The organism is Donghicola sp., assembly GCF_025210255.1.
Taxonomy (GTDB): Bacteria; Pseudomonadota; Alphaproteobacteria; order Rhodobacterales; family Rhodobacteraceae; genus Donghicola; species Donghicola eburneus.
Genome location: NZ_JAOARZ010000044.1, coordinates 145,107 through 168,202, shown reverse-complemented (window position 1 = coordinate 168,202; position 23,096 = coordinate 145,107). Strand labels below are relative to the sequence as shown.

22 protein-coding genes are annotated in these 23,096 nt (G+C 59.7%); 16 read left to right on the top strand and 6 right to left on the bottom strand.

What is annotated here, in order from left to right:
• Positions 1–3: 3 nt before the first annotated feature.
• The 6 genes from urtD (at position 4) to N4A58_RS20670 (ending at position 5,635) form a co-directional block, all read left to right on the top strand.
• Positions 4–753: an urea ABC transporter ATP-binding protein UrtD gene (gene urtD, locus N4A58_RS20695; RefSeq protein ID WP_293713308.1), complete on the top strand. Its 750-nt coding sequence runs from the start codon at positions 4–6 to the stop codon at positions 751–753.
• A gap of 12 nt (positions 754–765) precedes the next feature.
• Positions 766–1,455 (top strand): urea ABC transporter ATP-binding subunit UrtE, encoded by a 690-nt coding sequence (gene urtE / locus N4A58_RS20690; protein ID WP_293713307.1) that lies wholly within the window; start codon positions 766–768, stop codon positions 1,453–1,455.
• Positions 1,456–1,482: 27 nt separating this feature from the next.
• The gene (fmdA, locus tag N4A58_RS20685) at positions 1,483–2,712 is read left to right on the top strand and encodes a formamidase (RefSeq protein WP_293713306.1); all 1,230 of its coding nucleotides are present in this window, start codon (positions 1,483–1,485) and stop codon (positions 2,710–2,712) included.
• Between the two features lie 70 nt (positions 2,713–2,782).
• Positions 2,783–3,112 (top strand): zinc ribbon domain-containing protein, encoded by a 330-nt coding sequence (locus N4A58_RS20680; protein WP_293713305.1) that lies wholly within the window; start codon positions 2,783–2,785, stop codon positions 3,110–3,112.
• Positions 3,113–3,323: 211 nt separating this feature from the next.
• Positions 3,324–3,701, top strand: a complete 378-nt coding sequence (locus N4A58_RS20675; protein WP_293713303.1) for a hypothetical protein — start codon at positions 3,324–3,326, stop codon at positions 3,699–3,701.
• Positions 3,698–5,635 carry a pyrroloquinoline quinone-dependent dehydrogenase gene (locus tag N4A58_RS20670; RefSeq protein WP_293713302.1) on the top strand — a complete coding sequence of 646 codons (1,938 nt, stop codon included), beginning with the start codon at positions 3,698–3,700 and terminating at the stop codon, positions 5,633–5,635. The genes N4A58_RS20675 and N4A58_RS20670 overlap by 4 nt, the downstream gene beginning before the upstream one ends.
• A gap of 63 nt (positions 5,636–5,698) precedes the next feature.
• Here N4A58_RS20670 and N4A58_RS20665 read toward each other — a convergent pair whose 3' ends face one another.
• Positions 5,699–7,825 carry a hypothetical protein gene (locus tag N4A58_RS20665; protein ID WP_293713300.1) on the bottom strand — a complete coding sequence of 709 codons (2,127 nt, stop codon included), beginning with the start codon at positions 7,823–7,825 and terminating at the stop codon, positions 5,699–5,701.
• Positions 7,826–8,258: 433 nt separating this feature from the next.
• Here N4A58_RS20665 and dctP point away from each other — a divergent pair, with 433 nt between their 5' ends.
• The 3 genes from dctP to N4A58_RS20650 all read left to right on the top strand — a co-directional run bounded on the left by dctP (position 8,259) and on the right by N4A58_RS20650 (position 12,106).
• The gene (gene dctP, locus N4A58_RS20660) at positions 8,259–9,356 is read left to right on the top strand and encodes a TRAP transporter substrate-binding protein DctP (protein WP_293713298.1); all 1,098 of its coding nucleotides are present in this window, start codon (positions 8,259–8,261) and stop codon (positions 9,354–9,356) included.
• A gap of 77 nt (positions 9,357–9,433) precedes the next feature.
• The gene (locus tag N4A58_RS20655; protein WP_293713296.1) at positions 9,434–10,747 is read left to right on the top strand and encodes a TRAP transporter small permease subunit; all 1,314 of its coding nucleotides are present in this window, start codon (positions 9,434–9,436) and stop codon (positions 10,745–10,747) included.
• 3 nt (positions 10,748–10,750) lie between these two features.
• Positions 10,751–12,106, top strand: coding sequence for a TRAP transporter large permease subunit (locus N4A58_RS20650; RefSeq protein ID WP_072705950.1), 1,356 nt, complete (start codon positions 10,751–10,753; stop codon positions 12,104–12,106).
• Between the two features lie 51 nt (positions 12,107–12,157).
• Here N4A58_RS20650 and N4A58_RS20645 read toward each other — a convergent pair whose 3' ends face one another.
• Positions 12,158–12,478, bottom strand: coding sequence for a helix-turn-helix transcriptional regulator (locus N4A58_RS20645; RefSeq protein WP_293713294.1), 321 nt, complete (start codon positions 12,476–12,478; stop codon positions 12,158–12,160).
• Positions 12,479–12,526: 48 nt separating this feature from the next.
• Here N4A58_RS20645 and N4A58_RS20640 point away from each other — a divergent pair, with 48 nt between their 5' ends.
• The gene (locus N4A58_RS20640; protein ID WP_293713292.1) at positions 12,527–13,339 is read left to right on the top strand and encodes an alpha/beta hydrolase; all 813 of its coding nucleotides are present in this window, start codon (positions 12,527–12,529) and stop codon (positions 13,337–13,339) included.
• A 68-nt stretch (positions 13,340–13,407) separates the two neighbouring features.
• The gene (locus N4A58_RS20635) at positions 13,408–14,202 is read left to right on the top strand and encodes a DUF1194 domain-containing protein (protein WP_293713272.1); all 795 of its coding nucleotides are present in this window, start codon (positions 13,408–13,410) and stop codon (positions 14,200–14,202) included.
• Here the strand turns inward: N4A58_RS20635 and N4A58_RS20630 are convergent, their stop codons facing one another.
• Both N4A58_RS20630 and N4A58_RS20625 read right to left on the bottom strand, forming a co-directional pair.
• Complete coding sequence (locus N4A58_RS20630) at positions 14,203–14,937, bottom strand: metallophosphoesterase family protein (protein ID WP_293713270.1); 735 nt, start codon at positions 14,935–14,937, stop codon at positions 14,203–14,205.
• A gap of 63 nt (positions 14,938–15,000) precedes the next feature.
• Positions 15,001–15,396 (bottom strand): VOC family protein, encoded by a 396-nt coding sequence (locus N4A58_RS20625; protein ID WP_293713268.1) that lies wholly within the window; start codon positions 15,394–15,396, stop codon positions 15,001–15,003.
• 202 nt (positions 15,397–15,598) lie between these two features.
• Here N4A58_RS20625 and N4A58_RS20620 point away from each other — a divergent pair, with 202 nt between their 5' ends.
• Positions 15,599–16,483, top strand: coding sequence for a DMT family transporter (locus N4A58_RS20620; RefSeq protein WP_293713266.1), 885 nt, complete (start codon positions 15,599–15,601; stop codon positions 16,481–16,483).
• Positions 16,484–16,574: 91 nt separating this feature from the next.
• Positions 16,575–17,795 (top strand): MFS transporter, encoded by a 1,221-nt coding sequence (locus N4A58_RS20615; protein WP_293713264.1) that lies wholly within the window; start codon positions 16,575–16,577, stop codon positions 17,793–17,795.
• A gap of 8 nt (positions 17,796–17,803) precedes the next feature.
• Here the strand turns inward: N4A58_RS20615 and N4A58_RS20610 are convergent, their stop codons facing one another.
• The gene (locus N4A58_RS20610; RefSeq protein ID WP_293713263.1) at positions 17,804–18,991 is read right to left on the bottom strand and encodes a hypothetical protein; all 1,188 of its coding nucleotides are present in this window, start codon (positions 18,989–18,991) and stop codon (positions 17,804–17,806) included.
• Positions 18,992–19,249: 258 nt separating this feature from the next.
• Between N4A58_RS20610 and N4A58_RS20605 the strand changes: the two genes are divergently transcribed.
• From N4A58_RS20605 to N4A58_RS20595, 3 genes are all read left to right on the top strand, one after another.
• Positions 19,250–20,683 (top strand): MATE family efflux transporter, encoded by a 1,434-nt coding sequence (locus N4A58_RS20605; protein ID WP_293713261.1) that lies wholly within the window; start codon positions 19,250–19,252, stop codon positions 20,681–20,683.
• Between the two features lie 79 nt (positions 20,684–20,762).
• On the top strand, positions 20,763–21,491 hold the full coding sequence (locus N4A58_RS20600; RefSeq protein ID WP_293713259.1) for a HupE/UreJ family protein: 729 nt from the start codon (positions 20,763–20,765) through the stop codon (positions 21,489–21,491).
• A 16-nt stretch (positions 21,492–21,507) separates the two neighbouring features.
• The gene (locus tag N4A58_RS20595; protein WP_293713257.1) at positions 21,508–22,167 is read left to right on the top strand and encodes a transmembrane anchor protein; all 660 of its coding nucleotides are present in this window, start codon (positions 21,508–21,510) and stop codon (positions 22,165–22,167) included.
• 1 nt (position 22,168) lies between these two features.
• Here N4A58_RS20595 and N4A58_RS20590 read toward each other — a convergent pair whose 3' ends face one another.
• A complete protein-coding gene (locus N4A58_RS20590) occupies positions 22,169–23,074 on the bottom strand; it encodes a LysR family transcriptional regulator (RefSeq protein WP_293713255.1) in 906 nt (301 codons plus the stop codon).
• Positions 23,075–23,096: the final 22 nt, after the last annotated feature.

Sequence of the window (23,096 nt, the reverse complement as noted above, 5' to 3'; positions counted from 1 at the left end):
ATCATGGTCCAGAACAACCCCAACTTTGTCCTGATGGTCGAGGATCTGACGGTCTCTTTCGATGGCTTCAAGGCGGTCAATGAACTCAGCTTCTACGTCGAGCCCAACGAATGCCGCGTGATTATCGGCCCTAACGGGGCGGGCAAGACTACCGTGCTCGACCTGATCTGCGGGCGGACCAAAGCCACCGGCGGGTCGGTCAACTTCAAGGGGCACGAGCTCTTGAACATGCGCGAGGATCAGATCGTCCACGCCGGTGTTGGCCGCAAATTCCAGACCCCGTCGGTGTACGAAGACTTGACCGTCTTCGAGAACCTCGAACTCAGCTATCCCAAGGGGTACAACGTCTTTGGCGCGCTGTTTTTCCGCCGCGACGACGCGGTGAAGGCCCGCATTCAAGAGATCGCGGAGATGATTTTCTTGCAGGACCTCTTGGAAGAGAAGGCAGCGTTCCTGAGCCACGGGCAAAAACAATGGCTCGAGATCGGGATGCTGCTGATCCAGGACCCTGAGCTCTTGATGCTGGACGAACCCGTAGCGGGCATGTCCGTGGCAGAGCGCAAGAAAACGGCAGAGCTACTCAATCGCATCATCGCCGACCGATCGGTCATCGTGATCGAGCACGACATGGGTTTCGTCGCCGATATCGCCACCCGCGTCACGGTTCTGCATCAGGGCAAAGTCTTGTCCGAAGGCTCCATGGAGCGGGTGCAGAACGATCCCAAAGTCATCGAAGTCTACCTCGGCCACTAAAGGAGCACCTCTATGCTGAACCTGACAAACCTGCGTGCGGCCTATGGGGAATCCGAGGTGCTGCACGGTCTGAACCTGAACGTCAAACCCGGCGAGATTGTCGCCATCATGGGCCGGAACGGGATGGGCAAGACCACCCTGATGAAAACGATGATGGGGATCGTGCCGACCTCGAACGGGTCGGTCACTGTGGGCGGCACGGATGTGACCGCGATGAAGTCCCACAAGCGCGTCGCCAACGGCATCGCCTATGTCCCGCAAGGGCGCATGATCTTTTCGGCGATGACCGTGCAGGAGAACGTGGAAACAGGCCTGACCGTCACTGGCAAAAAGTCTGTGCCAACGGACATTTACGAGCTGTTCCCCGTGCTCTTGGAAATGAAGGGCCGGCGCGGGGGGAACCTGTCCGGCGGGCAGCAACAGCAGCTCGCGATTGCTCGCGCGCTGGCCTCTGACCCCAAGGTGCTGCTGCTGGACGAGCCGACCGAAGGCATCCAGCCCTCCATCATCCGCGAAATGGCCCGCACCCTGCGCCGCATCCGCGACGAGAGGAACTTGTCGATCATCGTCTCTGAACAGGTGCTGAGCTTCGCCCTCGACGTGGCGGACCGCGTGATGGTGATCGAAAACGGCCAATTCGTCCACGACAGCCCCCGCGACGGCATCGACGCGGACCGAGTGTCGAAATTCCTGTCCGTCTAAAAAATTTCAAGCAAGGAGGTAATACCCATGGCTGACACGCTCATTTCCGTTGATCTTAGCGAAAGCCCGCACACCAACGAGAACGTGCACAACCGTTGGCATCCGGACATTCCGATCAACGTCTGGGTCGAGCCCGGCGATGATTTCAAGATCGAGACCTATGACTGGACCGGCGGCCAAATCAAGAACAACGACGACGCTGCCGACGTCCGTGATGTGGAGCTAGAGCAGGTCCACTATCTGTCCGGCCCCATCGGGGTCAAAGGCGCAGAACCGGGCGACCTGCTGGTGGTCGAAATTCTGGATATCGGCGCCAAAGAGGAGATGAACTGGGGCTTTAACGGCTTCTTTTCCAAACAGAACGGCGGCGGCTTTCTGACCGAGCATTTCCCCGAAGCGCAAAAATCGATCTGGGATTTCCATGGCATGTTCACGTCTTCGCGCCACGTGCCTGGTGTGAACTATGCCGGTCTGATCCACCCCGGCCTGATCGGCTGTCTTCCTGACCGCAAAATGCTGGACATGTGGAACAGCCGCGAAAAGGCCCTGTTTGACACCAATCCAGAGCGTACGCCGCCTTTGGCTGCTCTGCCAAACACCCAGTCCGCCCATATGGGCGCAATGAAGGGCGAGGAACGTGACAAGGCTGCAGCCGAGGGCGCTCGCACCGTGCCGCCGCGGGAACATGGTGGTAACTGCGATATCAAGGACCTGAGCCGCGGCTGTAAGATCTATTTCCCCGTCTATGTCGATGGCGCGGGTCTTTCGATGGGCGATCTGCACTTCAGCCAAGGCGACGGCGAGATCACCTTTTGTGGTGCAATCGAGATGGCGGGCTGGCTGCATCTGAAGGTGTCACTGATCAAAGAGGGCGTCAGCAAATACGGCGTGAAAAACCCGATCTTCAAACCATCGCCCATCGCGCCGAAATACGATGATTATCTGATTTTCGAAGGCATCTCTGTCGATGAGGCGGGCACCCAGCATTATCTGGACGTCCACGTCGCCTACCGTCAGGCCTGTCTAAACGCGATCGAGTACCTAAAGAAGTTCGGATACACAGGCGCGCAGGCCTATGCGATCCTCGGGACCGCGCCCGTCCAAGGACATATTTCGGGCGTGGTGGATATTCCGAACGCCTGTGCAACTCTATGGCTCCCGACGGACATCTTTGATTTCGATGTCAAACTGGGGCCCGACGGGCCGACCAAGTATCTCGACGGATCGATCGACATTCCGTTGGCGCCGGATCTCTGACCACCACTCCAAAGCCAAGGTTGCTGCGCCTCGCGCGCAGCAGCCACCAACCGTCCCGAAAGGAATTCAGATGCCCTATTATGATTACCTCTGCGAAGATTGCGGTCCCTTTACCAGCCATGCGCCGATGTCTGCGTTCGATCAGCCCTGCAGCTGCCCCACATGCGCGGCAGACGCGCCGCGCGTTCTTTTCACAGCGCCCAAGATTGCTGGCATGGACAAAGGCCGCCGTACCGCATTCGAAACCAACGAACGCGCGCAGCACGAACCCAAGCGCAGCGGTCATGGGGCTGGATGCTCGTGTTGTTCTGGATCATCCAAAAAGTCGTCCGGTACGCTCTACCGGCCTGATGGGTCCAAGAGTTTTCCGGCCAAGCGGCCTTGGATGATCTCGCACTGACGCGGTGGGCCACTTCACGATCCCGAGATGACGGGGGCGAGCAGCGCGTTTCGGGCTTAGAAAACAGGCCCCTGCCAAGGACGCGATATAAAATGTGAAAAAGTGCTGGAACTATCCGCTCTGCGACACGTTCGACCGTAACATACTGTGCAGACAAGGTTTTTGTCCTCACCGTTTGATTTGGTTTGAACTCTGTTCAAAGGCACTTTTCATGTCGATTACACAAAATTCCTACCGCTTCGGGGCCGTGCTGACGGTCGCCGGCGGACTGGCTGGGGCTGCGATCGCGCTCTATGCCTATCTCACCCCTTTGACTGGTATTAATGGCTCGGCTGGCGCGCTGCTGGTTATTGTCTCGTCGTTGCTCGTGGCCGGAGCGGGGCTGATCATTGCTCTCATCGCCTCGCGATTTGGCCGGAATGTTCTGCGTGTTCTGACCGGTTTGGGTATTCTTGGTACCGCGCTAGCGGCGGGCTTCTTGCACCAGCCGATGTTGATCCTTGCTATGGTCGTCGCGGCCATCGGTCTGATCTTGGACTGCATGCGTCCCGCGCGCCGCGCAAGCCTGATGGAAGGAGCTTTGCTGTGATCCGTTTCACCTTGCTCCTGACAAGCGCGCTGGTTGCGGGCGTTGCTGCACAAGCGCAAACCGAGCGCACTGCCCCGCTGGTGCCCGAAACCGCCACATGGGACGGCTTCCATGGACAGCTGAATGCGCAGAAATATTCGCCTCTGTCGCAGATTACGGCGGACAATGTGGATCAGTTGGAAAAGGTTTGGGAGGTGCACACCGGCGACCTCTCCGACGGCACCGGCGATCTGGCTGCGACCGTTTGGTCTGCGACGCCGGTTTTCGCCAATGATACTCTGTATATCGGTACGCCCTTTTACCGCATTCTGGCGCTTGATCCTGCAACGGGCGAGGAAAAGTGGAGCTTTGACACCAAATCCACGCTAGAGCCGCTGACCCAGCCTGCCATCAAGAACCGCGGTGTGGCCTATTGGGAGGCCGATGAACCCGCCGAAGGCGAGGCCTGCCAGAAGATCGTATACCTTGGCACGATGGACGCGCGCCTCTTTGCTGTTGATGCAGACACGGGCGAGCCCTGCGCCGATTTCGGCGAGGATGGCGTGTTCGACACCAACCAGTACAACACCGTCAACGCGCGCTTCCCGACCTCACTGTTGCAGCCCCCGACCGTGGTGGGCAACCACGTGGTGCTCGGCTGGGCCGGATCGGACTGGGATTGGGCCGAAGCTCCTCCGGGGGCGGTCTTTTCGCTGGACCCTCAGACCGGTGAGTTGCAGTGGACTTTTGAAACACTGCCCGAGGATATTCGCCAGCAGACCGGCACAGCGAACGTCTGGACGGCCATGTCTGCAGACGAAGGGGCAGGGCTGGTCTATCTGCCGGTCGCATCGCCCTCGCCAAATTATTGGGGCGGCAATCGGACCGAAGAGATCCCCTATGCCACATCGACCACCGCGCTTGATTTAGAGACCGGAGAGGTTGTCTGGTCGCGCCAGTGGGTGCACCACGATATCTGGGACTATGACATCAACTCTGCCCCGACATTGATGGACATTACCGTTGATGGCGAAGACATCCCCGCATTGATCCAAGCGACCAAGCAGGGCTTTCTCTTTGTCGTGAACCGCCTCACTGGCGAAGATGTCTGGCCCATCGAAGAGCGCCCCGTGCCCGGTGGGGACGGCACGATTGAGGGCGAGGTTTACGCCGAAACCCAGCCCTTCCCGACCAAGCCTGCGCCCCTTCTGGACCAGTCGCACAAACCGGACGTCTGGTGGATCGCGGACGCGGTTAGCCTAGGGGGCTGTTCCAAGCTGTGGGACGATCTGTGGTACGAGGGCATGTATACCCCGCCGACGCTCAACGGCAGCGGTGTGTTCACCTATCCCGACAGCTCGGGCGGCGTGCAGTGGGGCGGTGTGGCGTTTGACCCCGAAAGCCAGACGGCCATCGTGAACTTCTCGCACATTGTTCAATACATCCAGCTTTACACCCGCGAGGATTACGAGCAGCAGACCGAAGGGGCCACCAACGGCGAAGGCGGCTTTCACCCACAGACCGGCGCGCCCTATGGGATGTCTTTGAAAACAGCGTTGAACTGGGCCGGAATGCCCTGCTGGGAACCGCCTTATGGCGAGATTGCCGCCATCGACATGGGCACCGGCGACATCAAATGGCGTAGGCCCATCGGGTCCTCGCAGCGCTATGGGTTCTACATGCCCGAAAGCATGGGCTCGCCCACCATCGGCGGTCCGGCTGTGACGGCGGGCGGCGTGATCTTTATCGGGGCAACCATGGACGCCAAAGTCCGCGCCTATGACGAGGCCACTGGCGAAGAGCTGTGGGAAGACATCGTCGAGGCCCCCGCCGTATCGATCCCCGCAGTGTATGAGTACGAAGGGCGCCAGTACGTTGCCTTTGTCGCGGGCGGAAACACGATTCTAAAGGATCAGGTCGGCGACCAGATCGCGGTGTATGCCCTGCCTGAGTAACGCGCGTCTGATGCAGGCGACAGGCCCTTGCCCGCGACGTAGGGCAGGGGCTTCTTCGTTTGATCAGGCTTTGAAGTAGAATTTCGGCGTTCCGAACATGCTTTTCAGGCTGCGCGTGACCGGGGTTTTCTTTTCTTGACGCTTCAAGAAGAATTCGATGTCCGGAGGTTTCGGCAGCCCGACCTGCGGCAGTTTGGCGTCCAATTCCTCGGAGCTTTGGGCGTTGACCACATAGGACTCCAGATCAGCGGCTGAGATGGGTGTGTCGCCCTGCCGGATCAGGCCCACCAACAATACGCGTTCTGCGTCGGAATAGGCGGCATAGTCCGCGTGTTGATTGCGTAGGATCAGGTCAGCCATCATCGCACGGTTGGCTGTGTCCACCAACATGCTGCGCAGGCTGAGCCCCGTGAAATTGGACCAGGCGGTCTTGAGAACAAACCCCATGGCTCCCTTGGAGGACAGCTTGTCGATCTCGACTTTCCCCAGCTTCTTCAAGCGTGTGTCCAGCTGAGCAACCATTGCGTCAAATCCTGCCCCTGCCATCTGCGGCCATTCATGTAGGTGGATCTCGGGGGTCAGGTCGCTGTCCGGCCCCGGATCAATGATGCGGACAGATTCAGTCGCGCTGCTATCCGACATGCTCAAGACGGCATTTTCTGGGTTCAGAACAAAGTGGCGTTTCAGAAACCATTGGCAGTTGCGCTGACCCAGAACGAAGTCGTGCTTGCGGAAACTTTCGTCCAAAAAGCCGCCGAATCCACCGAGCAATCCGCAAGAAATCGCGCCTGCACCAATGCCGTCGGTCCTGCCGTCCGAGCCGCGCCGCGGCGTGATCATGAACCGCGAATGGACCTCGGGGTCTTGGGCTTGCACAAGTTCAGCAGGTTTGAAGCGCGCTTGACCGACCAGCGTCTTTTGTAGTCGTTTTCCAACGGCGGCGATCCCCAGCATCTTGAGCAGGCGCGGGGGGTCCAACACGCTAAAGGTATCGCCCTCGGGGAAGGGATCGACCATCAGAACCGCGCGGTGCGCCTCTTTGGCCGTGCGGGGGTTCGGGTCCAGTTGTAGCGCGCCGCTCGCGTCAGGCCCGCCCTTGCGGATCGCGTAACGGGCATAGGCAAAGGGTTCGTTGTCCACAGCGCCGCCATCCAGCGCAACATAGGGTGCACGCGTCTCGACCGCATTTAGGCCGAAATAGGGGCGGGCCGTGTATCGCGCGTCCAGATCGTAGGGCAGGGCGCCGCCTTGGCTGGTGCGATCAGGGCCGCCAAGCCCACCCATTTCCCAAGGGGTTGTGTCGATGACGCGCGGCGCGAGCGCCATTGGAAACGCCCCTGTGGCAAGGCTCGACACCGTGAGCTTTGTCCAACCGCCGCCATTCGCGCTGTCCAGTGGCAAGGGCGACGTGGCATTGCGCGGGTTCAGTCTGATCCCTGTATCGCGCCAAGACACGAGCCACGGCGAGGGCAGCTGCGGGCCTGACCCCAAGCCTTCGACGCAGAAGTGCCGGACAATGCCGTGCTGCGACATCTTGAAGGGCGCGTTGCCGCCAAAGGTCACCTCGTAGACAGTGGGATTGATCGCTGTCGTGGTCAGAAAGAGTTCGAGTTCTGAAGATAGAAAATCATAGCCGGCATCAGATGTGGTCCACGCCGGAATCCCGCCCACTGCGGCCTTGGCTACATCATCCAGATGGTGACCGTTCAGAGCAGAAATCGCTCCAGCGGCGTCTAGGCCTGCCGCCTCTTGGTCCAGCGTTTTGCGATCGGTCTCGTCCAGATCCTCCATGGCAAGTAGGCCGGTTTTCGACCCTTCGTCCCACATTTTGATGTCTTGAACCCATGCTTTGTAGATGCGGTCCAGAACCAGTTTTGTTTCGCCGCCAGGATACGGTAGGGGTTGTGGCGTGTCCCAGTCCGGCGCGCCATTGCGGCCGACAGCCAACAGGTTTGTCGCAATCAGTCCTGCGCAAATGCCGCCAGCAGAGGCGCCCGAGATCGCTTTGACCATCACTTTGTGTTTGGGGCCGCCGGGCGTACCGACTCGTTTGTTGTGGGCATGCATCGCGCGCATCAGGTAGTCTACGACGCCTGCCGTATAGGCACCGGCAGAGATTGCACCCGCCATGGTAAGCCCGATGACAAAAACAGGCGTGCCCTCCGCGTCGCGGTCAAAATCGCTTTCCATCAGAAAAGTCCTTAAAAATATGGCGGATCAATAGTCGGATGGTGCGGAATTAATCGCCTGTTGGGAAGGATTATTCTGGAATTTGATTGTTGCGCTTTCATGCGGCAGCGCTGCACTTCCTCCACAGAAGAGGCGAGATTGATCGACCAAATAGGCTGGCCTGCGACTCAGCTTTGAGGCGAAACCCACCAGCAAAGGCCCTGTGCTACACTGCATCCTGTAAGTTTTTTCATTTCGCTGCGTTGTCGCTATACCCCTGATCTTGCGTCGCTTTGTGCATGCGGCCATGCGGCGTTATCGCTATCTTGTGCACGAAAAATCTATACATGTTAAATTTTGTATACAAATTTGGTTGTGCTGCGTTACCTTCTTCGGTGTCGGCGGGGCGAGTGGAGGAGACTGGCCCCTTTGGCAAGCAAAGGGAGGAAATCATATGACCAAAGTTACGACACGGCGCGCCGCGCTGCGCACATTGGCGGGCGCAGGGGCTGCGACGCTGGCTGCACCCCATATCGCAGGCGCGCAGGCCAAAGGCACCAACTGGAAGATCCAGACCAGCTGGCCGGGCGGCGCGGGCCTTCAGATTTTCAAGGACTGGTGCGCCACCATCGAGGAAAAGACAGGTGGGGAGCTGTCCTTTACCCCCTTCGGCGCGAATGACGTTGTCGGCGACTTCCAACTCTATGACGCGGTAAAGAATGGCGTGCTCGAGGCGGTGAACCCCTTTACCATCTACGCGCAGGGCATCATTCCGGCGGCGACCTTCTTGACCTCGATCCCACTGGGATTGCGCAATCCCCACGAATTTGACGTTTTCTACTACGGCCTTGGCGGCATCGACATCGCGCGCGAACTCTATGCTGCGCAGGGACTTCACTTTGTCGGCCCCGTCCACCATGGCCCGAACATCATCCACTCCAAAGTGCCGATCCGTTCGATCGATGACTTCGCGGGCCGCAAGATGCGTCTGCCCGGGGGCATGGTCGCGGAAATCTTTACCGCGATTGGGGCCGAGACCACGGTTCTGCCCGGCTCTGAAATCTTCCCCGCACTGGAAAAGGGCACCATCGACGTGGCCGACTACGTGGGCCCCGCGGTAAACTACGCGCTCGGGTTCAGCCAAGTCACCGACTACATCGTCATGGGCCCTCCGGGCTTTATGTCGCTGTACCAGCCCGTGGACATCATGGATATCACCGTGGGCAAGGCCGCGTGGGATGCGCTGTCGCCCCAGATGCAGCAGTTCGTCGAAATGGAAACCCACGTCTACTCCGACATGCACCACGCCGCGATCCAGAAGGCGGACCAAGAGGCTTGGGGCAAGTTCGAGGCCGATGGAACCGAAGTCACCCGCCTCAGCCAGGACGACGTGGAACTGATGACCGAGGTCGCCGTGCCGATCTGGTACGACTACGCCAACCGCGACCCGATGGCGGCCAAGGTGTTCAAAATCCAGCTGGACTACATGATGTCCGGTTCGCTGGGCTACGTAGACCCGGCGTTGACGCAGGGGCTCGAACTGAAGCTCTGATCGCGGAACAGCGCCCGACTTGCCGCCCGGAGATCATCCGGGCGGCCTTTTGTCTGTCTCAATAAACGAGGAACGCCATGCCGGGGCTCAGCTTTACGCTGCCGCATTGGTTGTACTGGATCGGCCTGATCGGCTTTCCGATCATCGCGATGATTTTGTCGCGCCGTCCCCAGCCAACACAGAAACGTTTTACCTTGCCGCTTGGTTACATGATCGCTGTTACGGGCGGTATTCTTGGCTTGCATCGGTTCTATCTCAAAAGCCTGTGGGGACTGGTGTACCTGCCAGTCTTTCTCTTCATTCTCTACGCAAATGCTCAGACCCACGACGCGCGGACCATTCTCTCGGGTTTCGAAAACGAGTTGCGCGTTGCGCAGCGGGTTCTGGACCGCGAAGAAGGTCGCGTTACCGAAGCCAGAGAGGGGCTGGCAGAATTGCAGGCTGCCGTTGCGGCCGCTGAAGAAGGCTCTTTCGCCAAAAAGTCGGCAGAGCGCCGTTTGACCCGCGCAGAAGACACAATTTACAAGGGCGAAGAGCGCCTCGAAGAAGCACGCGCGACACTGGAAACTATGACACCCGAGCGTGATGCCGCAGCGGCCACGCGGCAATCATGGGACAACTCTGCGGGCTACGCGTTCTATTTGCTGCTCGCTCTTTTGGCGGTGGATTTGGTGCTGTTGCCGGGACTGGTGCGCCGCGCCAATGCGCAACTGCCCCCCGAAGAGGAAATCTCGGAAGCAGAGCGCGCCTTGGCCGCTGCCGAGGCCGAGGATGCCCCCAAGCAGGACAAGGACTACGCCGAAAACTGGATCGACCGCCTTTCGCTTTTTTGCGGAGAGTTCGTCGCCTATTGGGCTGTGATCGCGGTCTTTGTGTACTACTACGAAGTGATCGCACGCTACGTCTTTGGCTCGCCCACAAACTGGGCTCACGAGGCGATGTACCTGATGTTTGGTATGCAATACCTGATCGCAGGCTCCTACGCGATGCTGACCGAAAGCCACGTGCGCGTGGACATCTTCTACGCACCGATGTCCAAGCCAAAGAAGGCGTGGGTCGATCTGCTGACCTCGATCTTTTTCTTCATCTTTGCAGGCACGTTGCTGGTCACCAGCTGGATTTTCGCGATGGACGCGATTGCCGTGCCTTCGGGCAACGCGGTGGTGTCGGATTGGGCACGCGGCCAAGTCGGCTTTGGCGAGATGGTGTCAGGCTTTGGCCTGAACCAGTGGACCGATCCGAACATCCGCTGGGGCGAAATCAGCTTCAACGAATGGGAAGTCCCGCTCTGGCCGATGAAGTGGGTCATGGTGATGGGCGGCCTGCTGTTGGTGCTGCAAGGCGTGTCGAAACTGTCGAAAGACATCCGTGAAGTCGCGCGGGGGAACTGAGCTATGGGTATCGAAATCGAGATTGCGTGGCTCACGCTGATCATGTTCGGCAGCCTGTTGGCGCTGCTGATGGCGGGTCTGCCGCTGGCCTTTGTCACGGGCGGTCTGGCTTGTGTGTTTCTGTTCATCCTCGGGGATGCGCGGGCGCTGAATATCGTGCCCTCGCGGATTTTTCCGTTGATGACGAACTATCAGCTCTCGGCCATTCCGCTGTTTATCTTCATGGCGGCCATGCTCGAAAGGGCAGGGATCATCAACGACATGTTCGATGTGATCTACAAGGTCATGGGCGGGCTCAAGGGTGGCCTTGCGGCGGCGACGATCATCGCATCGACCATTCTGGCCGCGATGGTCGGCGTGATCGGCGCGGCGGTTGTGACCATGGGCATCATCGCCCTGCCAGCCATGCTGAAGCGCCACTATGACCCCAAAATCGCTATGGGCTCTATCATGGCGGGGGGCACCTTGGGCATCCTGATCCCGCCGTCGATCCTTGCCATCATTTACGCAGTGGTGGCCGAGCAATCGGTGGGCGAGCTGTTCATCGGCGCCGTCATTCCCGGCCTACTGCTGTCGGGGATGTACATGATGTACGTGGTCGTCCGCAGCTACATTAACCCTGCTCTTGGTCCGGCCATTCCGGTAGACGAGCGCGTGAGCAATGCCGAGAAACTGCGTCTGGTTGGCAAGATGGCCGCACCCATCACGTTGGTGGTGGTCGTGCTGGGGATCATCTTTTCTGGCGTGGCAACTCCGGTCGAGGCTGCGGGGATCGGCACTTTTGGCGCATTCATTGTGGCGGCGATCCATCGCAAGCTGGACTGGCCCACCGTACGCGAAGCTTGTGTGACCACGCTCAAGGCATCTGCCATGGTCATCTGGATCATGTTTGGCGCGACCATCTTTGTGGGACTGTATGTGCTCGAAGGGGGACAGCAGTTCGTGCAAGAGTCATTGGCGGCCACAGGTTTGGGGCCGTGGGGCATTCTGATCCTGATGCAGATCCTGCTGGTGATCTTGGGTATGTTCCTTGATTGGGTGGGCATTCTACTGCTCTGTGTTCCGATCTTTGTGCCTATCATCAAGGCGCTCGGCGCGCAGGCCTTTGGTCTGGAAACGCCCGAGGATCTGGTGCTGTGGTTCGGGGTGCTTTACCTCGTGAACATGCAGATGTCGTTCCTGTCGCCGCCCTTTGGCTACGCATTGTTCTATCTGCGGGGCGTTGCACCGCCCGAGATTCCAATGAGTGATATCTTCAAGTCGGCACTTCCGTTCCTGTTCTTGCAGATCGTGGGCTTGGTGCTCTGTATGGTCTTTCCGCAGATTGTCACGTGGCTGCCACGGTTGGTCTACGGCTAACTGACAGACCCAACAGTATTAGCGAGCGGGGTGCCGAAAGGTGCCCCGCTTTTATATTTCTGCCTCTGCGCCCAACTCGGCGCGAAGCCACTCTAGATAGCCGCTGATCGCGGTCTCATCCCGCTTGCAATAAGACCACTTCATGTGGCGCTGCACGGTGATGAAACCGGCTTGCTTCAGGATGTCGAGATGACGGCTGGCCGTGGGTTGCGAGACGCCCAATGCTTCGGCGATCAAGGTCATGCATACGCCGAACTCCGCAGGGTCCGCCGACCACTGGTCGCCGAAATGGTCTGCCGGACGGGCCAGCAGGTGCAAAATCTTGAGCCGCTGTTCGCTCGCCATTGCTTTGATTTGTGTTGATCGCTCCATGACGGCTATCATATAGTTAATTAGCTAAATGACAATGCGAGTCGTACGATGCTTGATCTGCCCAACACATCCATTATCGAAGGCAACGCTATTCGGTGGGGTCAAATAGGGGCGGGCCCGCCCTTGGTCGCGATCCACGGCACGCCGTTCTCGTCGCAGGTCTGGCGGCGGATTGTGCCGCATCTTTGTGATCGGCGGACGGTCTATTATTTCGACCTCGCGGGTTATGGGCAGTCAGAAATGCGGGCGGATCAGGATGTCTCGTTAGGAGTGCAGAACAGGATTCTGGCAGGTCTGCTGCAGGAGTGGGGGCTAGAGCGGCCCGACATCCTTGCCCATGATTTTGGCGGCGCGACTGCCTTGCGTGGCTATTATTTGGACGGTTTGCGCTATGCGTCCCTGACCATTTTCGACGCAGTGGCCTTGGCGCCGTGGGGCTCGCCCTTTGTCCAGCATGTGCGCCACCACGAGGCCGCGTTTGCGGGGATGCCAGCCTACATGCACGACGCAATGCTGCGGGCGTATCTGCAAACGGCCGCGCACAAGCTTCTGTCCGAAGAGGCATTGCAGATCTACGCCGCCCCTTGGACGGGACCTGTGGGGCAGCCCGCGTTTTACCGCCAGATTGCCCAGATGGATCAACGCTTTACTGACGAAGTCGAAGGTCTTTATGACCGCATGGACTGCCCTGTGACCGTTCTGTGGGGGGCCGAGGATGGGTGGATCCCGATGGCCAAGGGCCAAGAGCTGGCCAGCCGTCTCACCGCCCGCCCGATGACCCCGATCCCAAACGCAGGGCATTTGGTCCAAGAGGACGCCCCAGAGGCCATTGTCGCTGCGGTTTTGCGTACGATTGCCTAGTTGGCGGGCGGGCGAGTTAATTTCTTTGTGATTTGACCAATCGCGGGTCGATGCCGGACGCTTTCACCATGCATCGACATTTCGCCTTTCTATCCGCCGCGTGGCTGGCGCTGCCTGCACAGGCACAAACCATAGAGGTCGACCTAGAGCTGGTTCTCATGGTCGATGTGTCCCGCTCGATGACCCAGAACGAGTTGGAAATCCAGCGGCAGGGATATGCGGCTGCGCTTCGGTCTGCTGGCGTGTATGCGGCGGTGCGCTCGGGTCTTTTGCAGAAGGTGGCGATCAGCTACGTCGAATGGGCTGGATCGCAAAACGTGATCATCGACTGGACGGTGATTGAGAGCCAAGAGGATCTGAACGGTTTTGCCGACACGCTGCTAAATTCCTTTACGATTGGGCAGCGCCGGACCTCGATCTCGGAGGCGTTGTCGTTCGGTGCAGAGTTCATCCAGTCCAATTCATACGAGGGCATGCGCAAAGTCATCGATATCTCTGGCGATGGGCCAAACAATCAAGGCCGTCCGGTCGCCCCAACTCGTGATGCCGTGGTTGCCGAAGGGATCGTAATCAATGGCCTACCGCTCATGACCAAAGAGGGCATGGGCACCCAATGGCATCTCGACAATCTGGATTATTACTACGAAACCTGCGTGATCGGCGGGCCTGGTTCCTTTGTGATCCCCGTCCTGAATTGGGAGGATTTCGCCGAAGCGGTGCGCCGCAAACTGGTGCTGGAAATCGCGTCCTTGCCCATGACCGAGAATGTGCAACCAATCCAGTACGCCTTGCGTGATCCGTCCGATTGCCTTGTCGGCGAAAAGATCTGGGAGCAGCGTAGAATGGATTGGGCACAGCCCTGATCACACCCAGCCAGTCGCGAGCCTTGTCTCCCACCAGCCATGGTCGTTGTCATGCGCCATCGCAATCATGCGGGCCGGATCGTAGGGCACCGAGCGAAAGGTCACGTCCCAACCTTGGCTTGTCTGTTCCGCAATGGCGTAAGAGGCGTTCGGCGAGCCTGTCTGCATTTCGTGATAATACGGCGCGTCGTCCTTATAGGCCGGACAGCCGACGCTGCCGGGGTTCAGTATTGTGCGCCCGTCCGGCAGACGAACGCAGCGCGGTATGTGAGTGTGCGCGCACAGGAACAGGCTTACCTTGATCCCTGCGGCATGAGGTTCGATCTCCGGCAAAGTGGCAGGCCTAACAGACCCGTCAGGGGACACATGCTCGAGCCAATAGGTCAAATCGTCTTTGGGGGTCGCATGGCACAAGAAGATATCCCCAAGCGTCCGTGTCGCGGGCAAGCCACGCAGCCAGTCGACGTGGTGATCCAAGAGTTGGGCAGAGGAAATGCGTTCTAGCGTGTCCATCTCTTCTGCCGGCGTTTCGATCAGCCAGCGGTCGTGGTTCCCGCGGATCGACGGGAAATCACGGGCCAGCAGCAGTTCAGCGGTCCCAGCGGCATCCATCGGTCCGCTGAAGTGGTCGCCAAGGTTGACCGCCTGCGTGATCTCTTGCCGATCCATGTCGCTCAAAACCGCCCTCAACGCGTCTGAATTTCCGTGGATATCGGCGATGACAGCAAGTTTCACATGGGCCTCCTGTGCGCTTGGGACTGCCGGACATGCTAACAGCCCCGCACCAACGGGCCGCGATTATTTGTATCGGCCGCCGCGCTGTAGCACCTCAATCTCGTAACCGTCGGGGTCTTGCACAAAGAAGAAGCGCGCGATCACTTCGCCACCGGGTGCGAAATCGACCAGCTTGCGGGGGGACAGGCCTTCGGCTTCGAAACGGGCGTGCTCTGCGGCAGCATCTTCGACTGACACAGCAAAGTGGCCGTAGCCGTTGCCCAGATCGTAGGGCTCGCTCTGGCTTTTGTTGACGGTCAGTTCCAGTTCGAAGTCGGACTCGGGATTGCTCAGGTAGACCAGCGTGAAGTCGGCGAAGTCCAGACGGTCAGCCACGGTCAGGCCAAACGCTTTTTCATAGAAGGCAACCGAGCGTTCTTCGTTCAGTACGCGGATCATCGAATGGATGGCTTTGGCCATGGGGCGGGTCCTTTGTTTTGGGTCGTGTTGCGCGCACCCTACGCAGACACGCGCCCAAGGGCCACCCGTGCCTCTACGCTCGGGCTATTTCTTTTCTTCGCGATTTCAATAGGCTGCCCTGTGCAGGACGCAATATGATCAAATTGCATGACAAGCGGCGGGCGTCTGTTAGGGTTGCAGCTTGCAAGGGGGGGCTCATGCCATGACCGCACTCACTGAAAAGTCCGTCGATACCACCGCCGCGGGGATCGCCCTGATGACGATCGGCGTGGCCAGTCTGTGTGTCAGTGATGCCATGGCCAAGACGTTGACCCAGTACTATGCACCGATCCAGATCATGTTCTTGCGCAATCTGATTGCGCTGCCCTTTGCCATCCTTATCGCGTGGCGCATGGGCGGTGCAGGAGCCTTGTGGTCGCGCACGCCCATGGCGCATCTTTTACGCGGCATCCTATGGATCGGAGCGACGGTCCTGTTCTTTACCAGCATCCGGTATCTGGGGCTGGCCGAGGCGACGGCGCTCATCTTTGTCGCCCCACTTTTCATCACAGCGATCTCGGCTGTGTTCCTCAAGGAGCAAGTGGGCTGGCGGCGATGGTCTGCCGTGCTGGTCGGTTTTGCGGGCGTTCTGGTGATTGTACGGCCGGGCACGGCGGCGTTCGAACTGGTCATGCTGTTGCCCGTTGCCACCGCCTTTGTCTACGCCCTGCTGATGTTGAGCGCCCGTTTCGTCGACAGCGCCGAGAGTGTGTGGACCCTGCTGCTGTATCTCACTGGTGCTGGGGTGGTGTTGAGTGCGGGGATCGTGCCGTTCTTTTGGCAAGCCGTGCGGGCCGAGGATCTGTGGCTCTTTGCAGGCATCGCGCTGTTCGGCACAGCTGGAATGACCCTGATGACACAGGCGTTCCGGCTGGCCCCAGCGGCAGTGGTGGCACCGCTCGATTATACAGCACTGGTCTGGGCCACGGGCCTGGGCTGGCTGTTCTGGAACGAGGTGCCGGACAGCGTAACCTTTGTCGGGGCGGGGATCATTATCCTGAGCGGTGTCTTTACCATCTTGCGGGAACGGAAGTCGGACAGCGACTAAACGCTTGGCGCGCAAGCCTGCTATTTCATGACTTGCGCTAAGCGGGCCCTGTGCGTGTAGGATGGCCTGAAGCCCCCGCCCGAGGTCTGGCATGCTGTATGTTCTACGCAATCGCACCTATTTGCATCTGTTCCTTTCGCAGGTAGTCACCCTGCTTGGCACGGGTCTGGCGACGGTCGCCTTGGGGCTCTTGGCCTATGATTTGGCGGGGGGCGGGGCCGCAATGGTTCTGGGCACCGTTTTCACAATCAAGATGATCGCCTATGTCGGAATAGCCCCTGTCGCTGGGGCCTTTGTCGGGACGTGGGATCGCAAAAAACTGTTGGTGGGTCTGAGCCTGATCAGAGCGTTGACCGCCGCGTGCCTGCCTTTTGTCACCGAGGTGTGGCAGATTTACGGCCTGATCTTTGTCATGCAATCGGCCTCGGCTGCTTATACGCCGACGTTCCAAGCCACGATCCCCGATGTTCTGCCGGACGAGGCGCAGTACACGCGCGCACTGTCGTTGTCGCGACTGGCCCATGATCTTGAGAATATTGCGAGCCCGACCATCGCCGCGCTGCTGTTGATGGTGGTTTCGTCGAACGGGCTGTTCTGGGGGACGGCGGCTGGTTTTCTGGGCGCGGCGGTGCTGGTGCTGACGACCGCTTTGCCCGACGCTACGGCGACGCCACAGCGCAGCGTTTACGAGCGCACCACGCGCGGTATCAGGATGTATTTGCAGACCCCTCGGTTACGGGGGCTGTTGGCCTTGAATTTAACGGCTGCTGCGGCAGGCGCGATGGTTCTGATCAATTCGGTGGTTTTGGTGCGCGGCGTGCTAGGTTTAGATGAACAGGCGCTGGCGTGGACGATGTTCGCTTATGGGGCAGGGTCCATGCTCGCAGCTTTGGCGTTGCCACGTGTGCTGGACCGCATGGCAGACCGTCCAGTGATGCTGCTGGGGGCTGGGCTAATGATCGCTGCGCTCTTGGCACTTGCTGCGGTTATCGTGATATCGGAGCTGAGCTGGGCCGCGCTTCTTGGCGGCTGGCTGCTAAGCGGTTTGGGCTGGGCCTGCCTTCAGACGCCATCGGGCCGATTGCTGCGCCGGTCGGCGGGATCGGCGGATCGGCCCGCGCTATTTGCGGCGCAGTTTGCGTTGTCCCATGCCTGCTGGTTGATCTGCTACCCCTTGGCGGGCTGGTTGATGTCGGGGTTTGGGGCGGTGACGGCCTTGGTCGGGCTCGCGAGCGTTGCAATCATCGGCGTCGCTTTGGCGCTACGTTTATGGCCTGCCGTGCCGAAGTCTGCGGTGGAGGATAGGCTTTAGGGCGCGTCTTACTCCACCGGTCGCCCGAATAGCACGATCAGCCCCGCCAACACTGTTGCTACACCATACATCCCGGTGCGGACAGTTTTTCGCTGCCGTATAGAGTGGACCGTCGCGATCGCACTTTGCAGAGCGTAATAGGCGGCAAAGGCCCGCGACGCGTAGCTGATGATCTGAAAGACATTCGTCGTCCACGTCAGTACCAGACCAATGCCCACCAGAACCGCATAGCCTTGGCGGGGCGAAATCCGGCCATCAGTCAACTCTTCGACCAAACCGCCAGAGCCGCTGGTATCTGCGACGGCTGCGCTTAGTTGCGCGCTGAGGGCCGCCGCCACTAGCAGAAGCGGCAGGATCGGTGCGACAATCTCCATCGCGTCGATGATCGCCGTTTCGTCCGAAGGCATCGCCATCGCGGGCAGGGCGTAGGTCAGAAGCGCGATGTACACCATGTAGATCATAGTCGAACTGGCCTGCGCGATCTTCATCGAGCGGGTGCAGACCCGCCAGTCGTAGACATGGGTCAGGTAGCGCGAGGTCTCGAACCCTTGGACCGTGACGATCAGGCCAAAACCCAGCGTGATTGCGCCCCAAAGCCCCAACGTTGGCGGGGGTGCTGACAAAGCGCCTGCTTTGGCCTGCTCGCCGAAATATAGCGCAAGCCCGCAGAGCAGACCCATGATGATCGCCAGTTTGATGCCCACAGAGATCTGCTCGAGCCGCTCCATTGCGGCGAACCCTCGGGTCCATCCGACCAGCAGGATCAGGACGAACAGCGCACTCGCCAAGAGGCGCGCATGGTAGGCGTCGTCCACCGTAGTCAGACTGACGCCAAAGGAGCCAAAGAGATTGATGTAATAGGCAACCGAGATCACGTAGGCAAAGGCCAACATCCAAGAGGCGAGCGTCTCTAGTCGCCGCTCGGTTCCGCCACGCGTGCGGGCTGCAAGGCTGGCCATGTTGTACCTGATCGCCCCGCCAAAGAGATAGGCCGCCGCGCAGAGCCCCAGCATGATCAGTGGGGCGTAGGCGCCGTAATTCTCCTTGAGGATCGGTCCCAGCACCAGAAATCCACTACCGATGATCGAGGCAAGCGGCGTGATGGTCGCCCGCCAAAGCGGTGCGTTGGCCACGCGCGGGTGCATCAGCACCGCCGCCGTTGCAACCGTGGTCAGAAGGATCAGAAAGTTCTGCATCGGGGACTCGTCCATAAGGCCTACTGGCCAATCGTTCCAAGGGGATAGCCCCGTGCGCCAAGTTCATGCAAGACCGCGACACGCCCACTGCGCGGGACGCAAAGCCGCAGGGCGGGCAGGAAAAGTTCCCTTTTTCAGAGGCACTTGGTGCACATCCCGTGTGCGGCGTTTGCGCCCCTAAGCGTGATTGAAAGCCTCGTGTCTGTCCACACATACCATCTCAAAGAGCCCAAGGCCGCACGGATAGGAGACTGAGTAATGGCGCAGGACAGACCTTTGACCGAAGGGCCGATCGCCAGCCGACTTCTGCTCTTTGCGCTGCCGACTTTGGGCAGTTCTGTCCTGCAATCTGCCAACGGTTCCATTGACAGCGCGTGGGTCGGCAACCTGCTGGGAGAGGCGGCCTTGGCCGCGACCACGAACGGCAACCTGATCATGTTTTTGCTGACCAGCTTTGTTTTTGGCTTTGGAATGGCGGCCACGATCCTTGTGGGGCAGGCCGTGGGGGCTGGCAATACGGACCGAGCGCGCCGCGTGGTCGGGACGGCCGTGGGCAGCTTTCTGCCCTTGGTCACGCTTGTGGCGGTGGCAGGCTATTTCCTCGCGCCACATCTATTGGATTTGCTGGGCACGGCTCAGGACATTCGGGACTTGGCGCGGGCGTATCTGCAGCTGACCTTTGTCGCGGTGCCCGCGCTCTTGATCCAGACGATGCTGATGATGACCCTGCGCGGGGAGGGCGACGCAACCACGCCTCTGCGCTTCATGATCATAGCGGTGTCGTTGGGGGCCATGCTGAACCCTGTGTTCATCCTGGGCCTCGGGCCGTTGCCTGCCCTTGGGATTGCGGGCTCGGCCTTGTCGACGGCTGTCGCCAATTACCTGACATTGGCGGCGATGCTGGCGTATATCTACGCGCGCGACTTACCCCTGCGGCTACGAGGCAAGGAATTGGCGTATCTGCGCCCTGATCCGGAGATCCTGCGCCTGGTGGTGCAAAAGGGGCTGCCGATTGGCTTGCAAATGATCGTCGTGACCACGGCCGCGCTGACTGTGCTGCGTCTGATCAATGCCGAGGGCGTGGACAGCACCGCGGCCTATGGCGCGACCCAGCAAATCTGGACCTATGTGCAGATGCCGGCCATGGCTTTGGGCGGCGCAGTATCGGCGATGGCGGCTCAAAATATTGGCGCGGGCAAGATGGAGCGTGTCGCCCGCATCACCCGTGCCGGAATAGGTTTCAACTTTGCGCTTACCGGTGGACTTGTGGTGCTGTTGCTTTTGGCGGATCGCTTGGCGTTGGGCGTGTTTCTGACCGGTTCCGAGGGCGCGATGGACCTTGCTGAACACATCCTACGTGTGGCGACTTGGGGCTTTGTGGCATTTGGCGTTAGTCAGGTGCTATTCGGCACAGTCCGTGCGGCGGGGCAGGTGATTGTACCGCTGCTGATCCTGACGGTGTCCCTCTACCCAGTGCGACTGGGCCTGATCTATGCGCTTCAGCCGACCTACGGCGCGGACGCAATCTGGATCAGCTTCCCCGCCGCTTTCGTGGCGACCATGCTGATGGCTATCGTGTACTACATCTTTGGCAACTGGCGCGGGCAGCGCATCGACGAAAGCGGCCTGTCCAGTCCTGCGGATGGCACGGATCCGCGCTGCGCCATCCCTGCCCATGGCGCGCGGGGCTAAGGCTTCGACCAACGTCTCTCTGGCCCGGTCCGCCCGCTTGGTCGAGACTGGCAGAAAGCGCCAAGGATGAGACACCCGAATGCCTGCCAAGACCCATCACTCAAAGATATCGCTCATGATGGGCGGGCGCGTCTGGGCGCTGGTCAGTTTGGCGCTTGTTTTCTTTCTCCTCGCCCATCCGGCCTTTGCCCATGCGGTCGCACAGGGTGACAAAGGTTACATTCAGGAAATTTCTGGCCCACATATTGTGCCGTTCGTCTATTTGGGCGCCAAGCACATGGTAACCGGATACGATCACATCCTGTTTCTGCTTGGGGTGATCTTCTTTCTCTACGGGATGAAGGAGATTGGCCTCTATGTGACACTCTTTGCCGTCGGTCATTCGTCGACCATGCTGCTGGGGGTGTGGTTCGATTTCGGCCTCAACAGCTATATCATTGACGTGATTATAGGATTTTCGGTGGTGTACAAGGCGCTGGACAATCTGGGCGCGTTTCAGAGGTGGTTCGGGGTGCAGCCGGATACGCGGATTGCGACCCTGATATTTGGCTTGCTGCACGGATTTGGTCTGGCGTCGAAAATTCTGGACTACGACATCGCCCCAGAGGGACTGTGGGTGAACTTGCTGTCCTTCAATGTCGGGGTCGAGATCGGGCAGCTCTTGGCCTTGGCGGCTATTTTGGCTGTGATGACGCGCTGGCGGCGCAGGCCCGCCTTTGTGCGGCAGGCGTATGCGGTCAATGTCCTGATGATGACTGCGGGCTTTGCCCTGATGGGCTATCAAATCGCTGGCTACGTGCTGGCCTGAAGCGACGGAGTACGCGATGCCTTCTTCGAAATCCCAAGCCCATATTCGCGGGGTCGAGGCCAGTGGCGGCGGTCTGGTTGGTGCGACTGTGGGCGCTGCGCTGGTGGCGGGCGCGCTGCTGGTTTTGGTGTGGCTGCCCGCAGAATATGGGGTCGACCTGACAGGTTTTGGCCGCAAGATCGGTCTGACCGAGATGGGCGAGATCAAACAGCAATTGGCAGACGAGGCAGAAGCCGAAGCGGCCGGGGACCCACAGGTACTGGCGCGGCTCGCCGAGATTGAAAGCCAGTTGGCGGCCTTGAATGCAAAGCTTGCGGCTGGGGCTGCGCCGATGTCCAAGGTCCCCGAAGCGTCCGCGCCAGAGGCGTGGCGGGATACATGGACCTACACCCTGCAACCGGATCAAGGCATCGAGGCCAAGATGGAAATGTTCAAGGGGCAGACCGCGCAGTTCGAATGGCGCGCAGAGGGCGGTTCCCTGAATTACGATATGCACGGGGACGGCGCTGGCGGTGAAATCAGCTACGACAAGAACCGGAACAAGACGGCGCGCTCGGGCGCGTTAACCGCCGCGTTCGAGGGCATGCATGGCTGGTATTGGCGCAACCGATCTGACGTGCCCGTGACCCTGACGCTGAACCTGAGTGGCGACTACGAATACCTTGCCACGCCGTGATTCAGGCGGTGGCGCGAACGGTCTGTACCACGTGGTTGCGGACCCATTTGTGCATGGCTGACTCGTGGGTGCGGGCGGTCCAAACCATCTGTATTGCGACCGGAGCTTCGACTGGACAAGGGGTGAGAAACAGACCTTCGCCCAAGTGACGCGACAGACGTGCGCCCACGGTCACGGCGAGTTCGGTGCCGGAAATCAGGTTGCGGATGCCCGCGGGGCTCGGCGTCCTCATGGCGATCGACAGAGCGTGCCCCTGCGCCTCAAGCACCTGCATATACCGCGATTTCCAATTGCCGCCGTACGTGATGTAGACATGCTCTAGCGCGAGATATTGCTCTAGGCTGAGTGGTCCTTTGGCCGCCGGATTGGCTGGGTCCATCATGCAGACGTAGGGGTCCTCGTAGAGCGTGCGGCTATAGAACGCCGCCCCAAGCTGTACAAAAGGCCCGATCAGCAGGTCTGCCTCCATCCGCATCAGCTTGTCATGACCTAGATAGGACGCATCTACGATCTCGATCTTGATGTTCGGCGCCTCGGCGCGCATGGCGTGGACAAGATGGGGAATGATCAGCGCCCGTTCATAGTAGTTGCAGGCGATGGTGATCGTGTCCGTGCTGCTGGACGAATTAAACGCACCTGCTGCGGTGATCCCCGCAAATTGGGCCAGCAGATCCCCCGCCGCTATCACGACTTCCTCGCAACGCGGCGTGGGGATCAACTGACGCCCTTCGCGTACGAACAGGGGGTCGTCGAATACCCCCCGCAGTTTTTCGATCGTGTAGCTGACCACCGACTGGTTGAGGTCCAGCTCTTCTGCCGCGCGGGTAAAAGATCCAAGGTGGTAGACACGGACCAGCACCTCGAGCGCACGGAAGTCCGTGGCCATGATATCGACGGGTTTGCGCATGTCCCCTCCTTGCATACGCAGG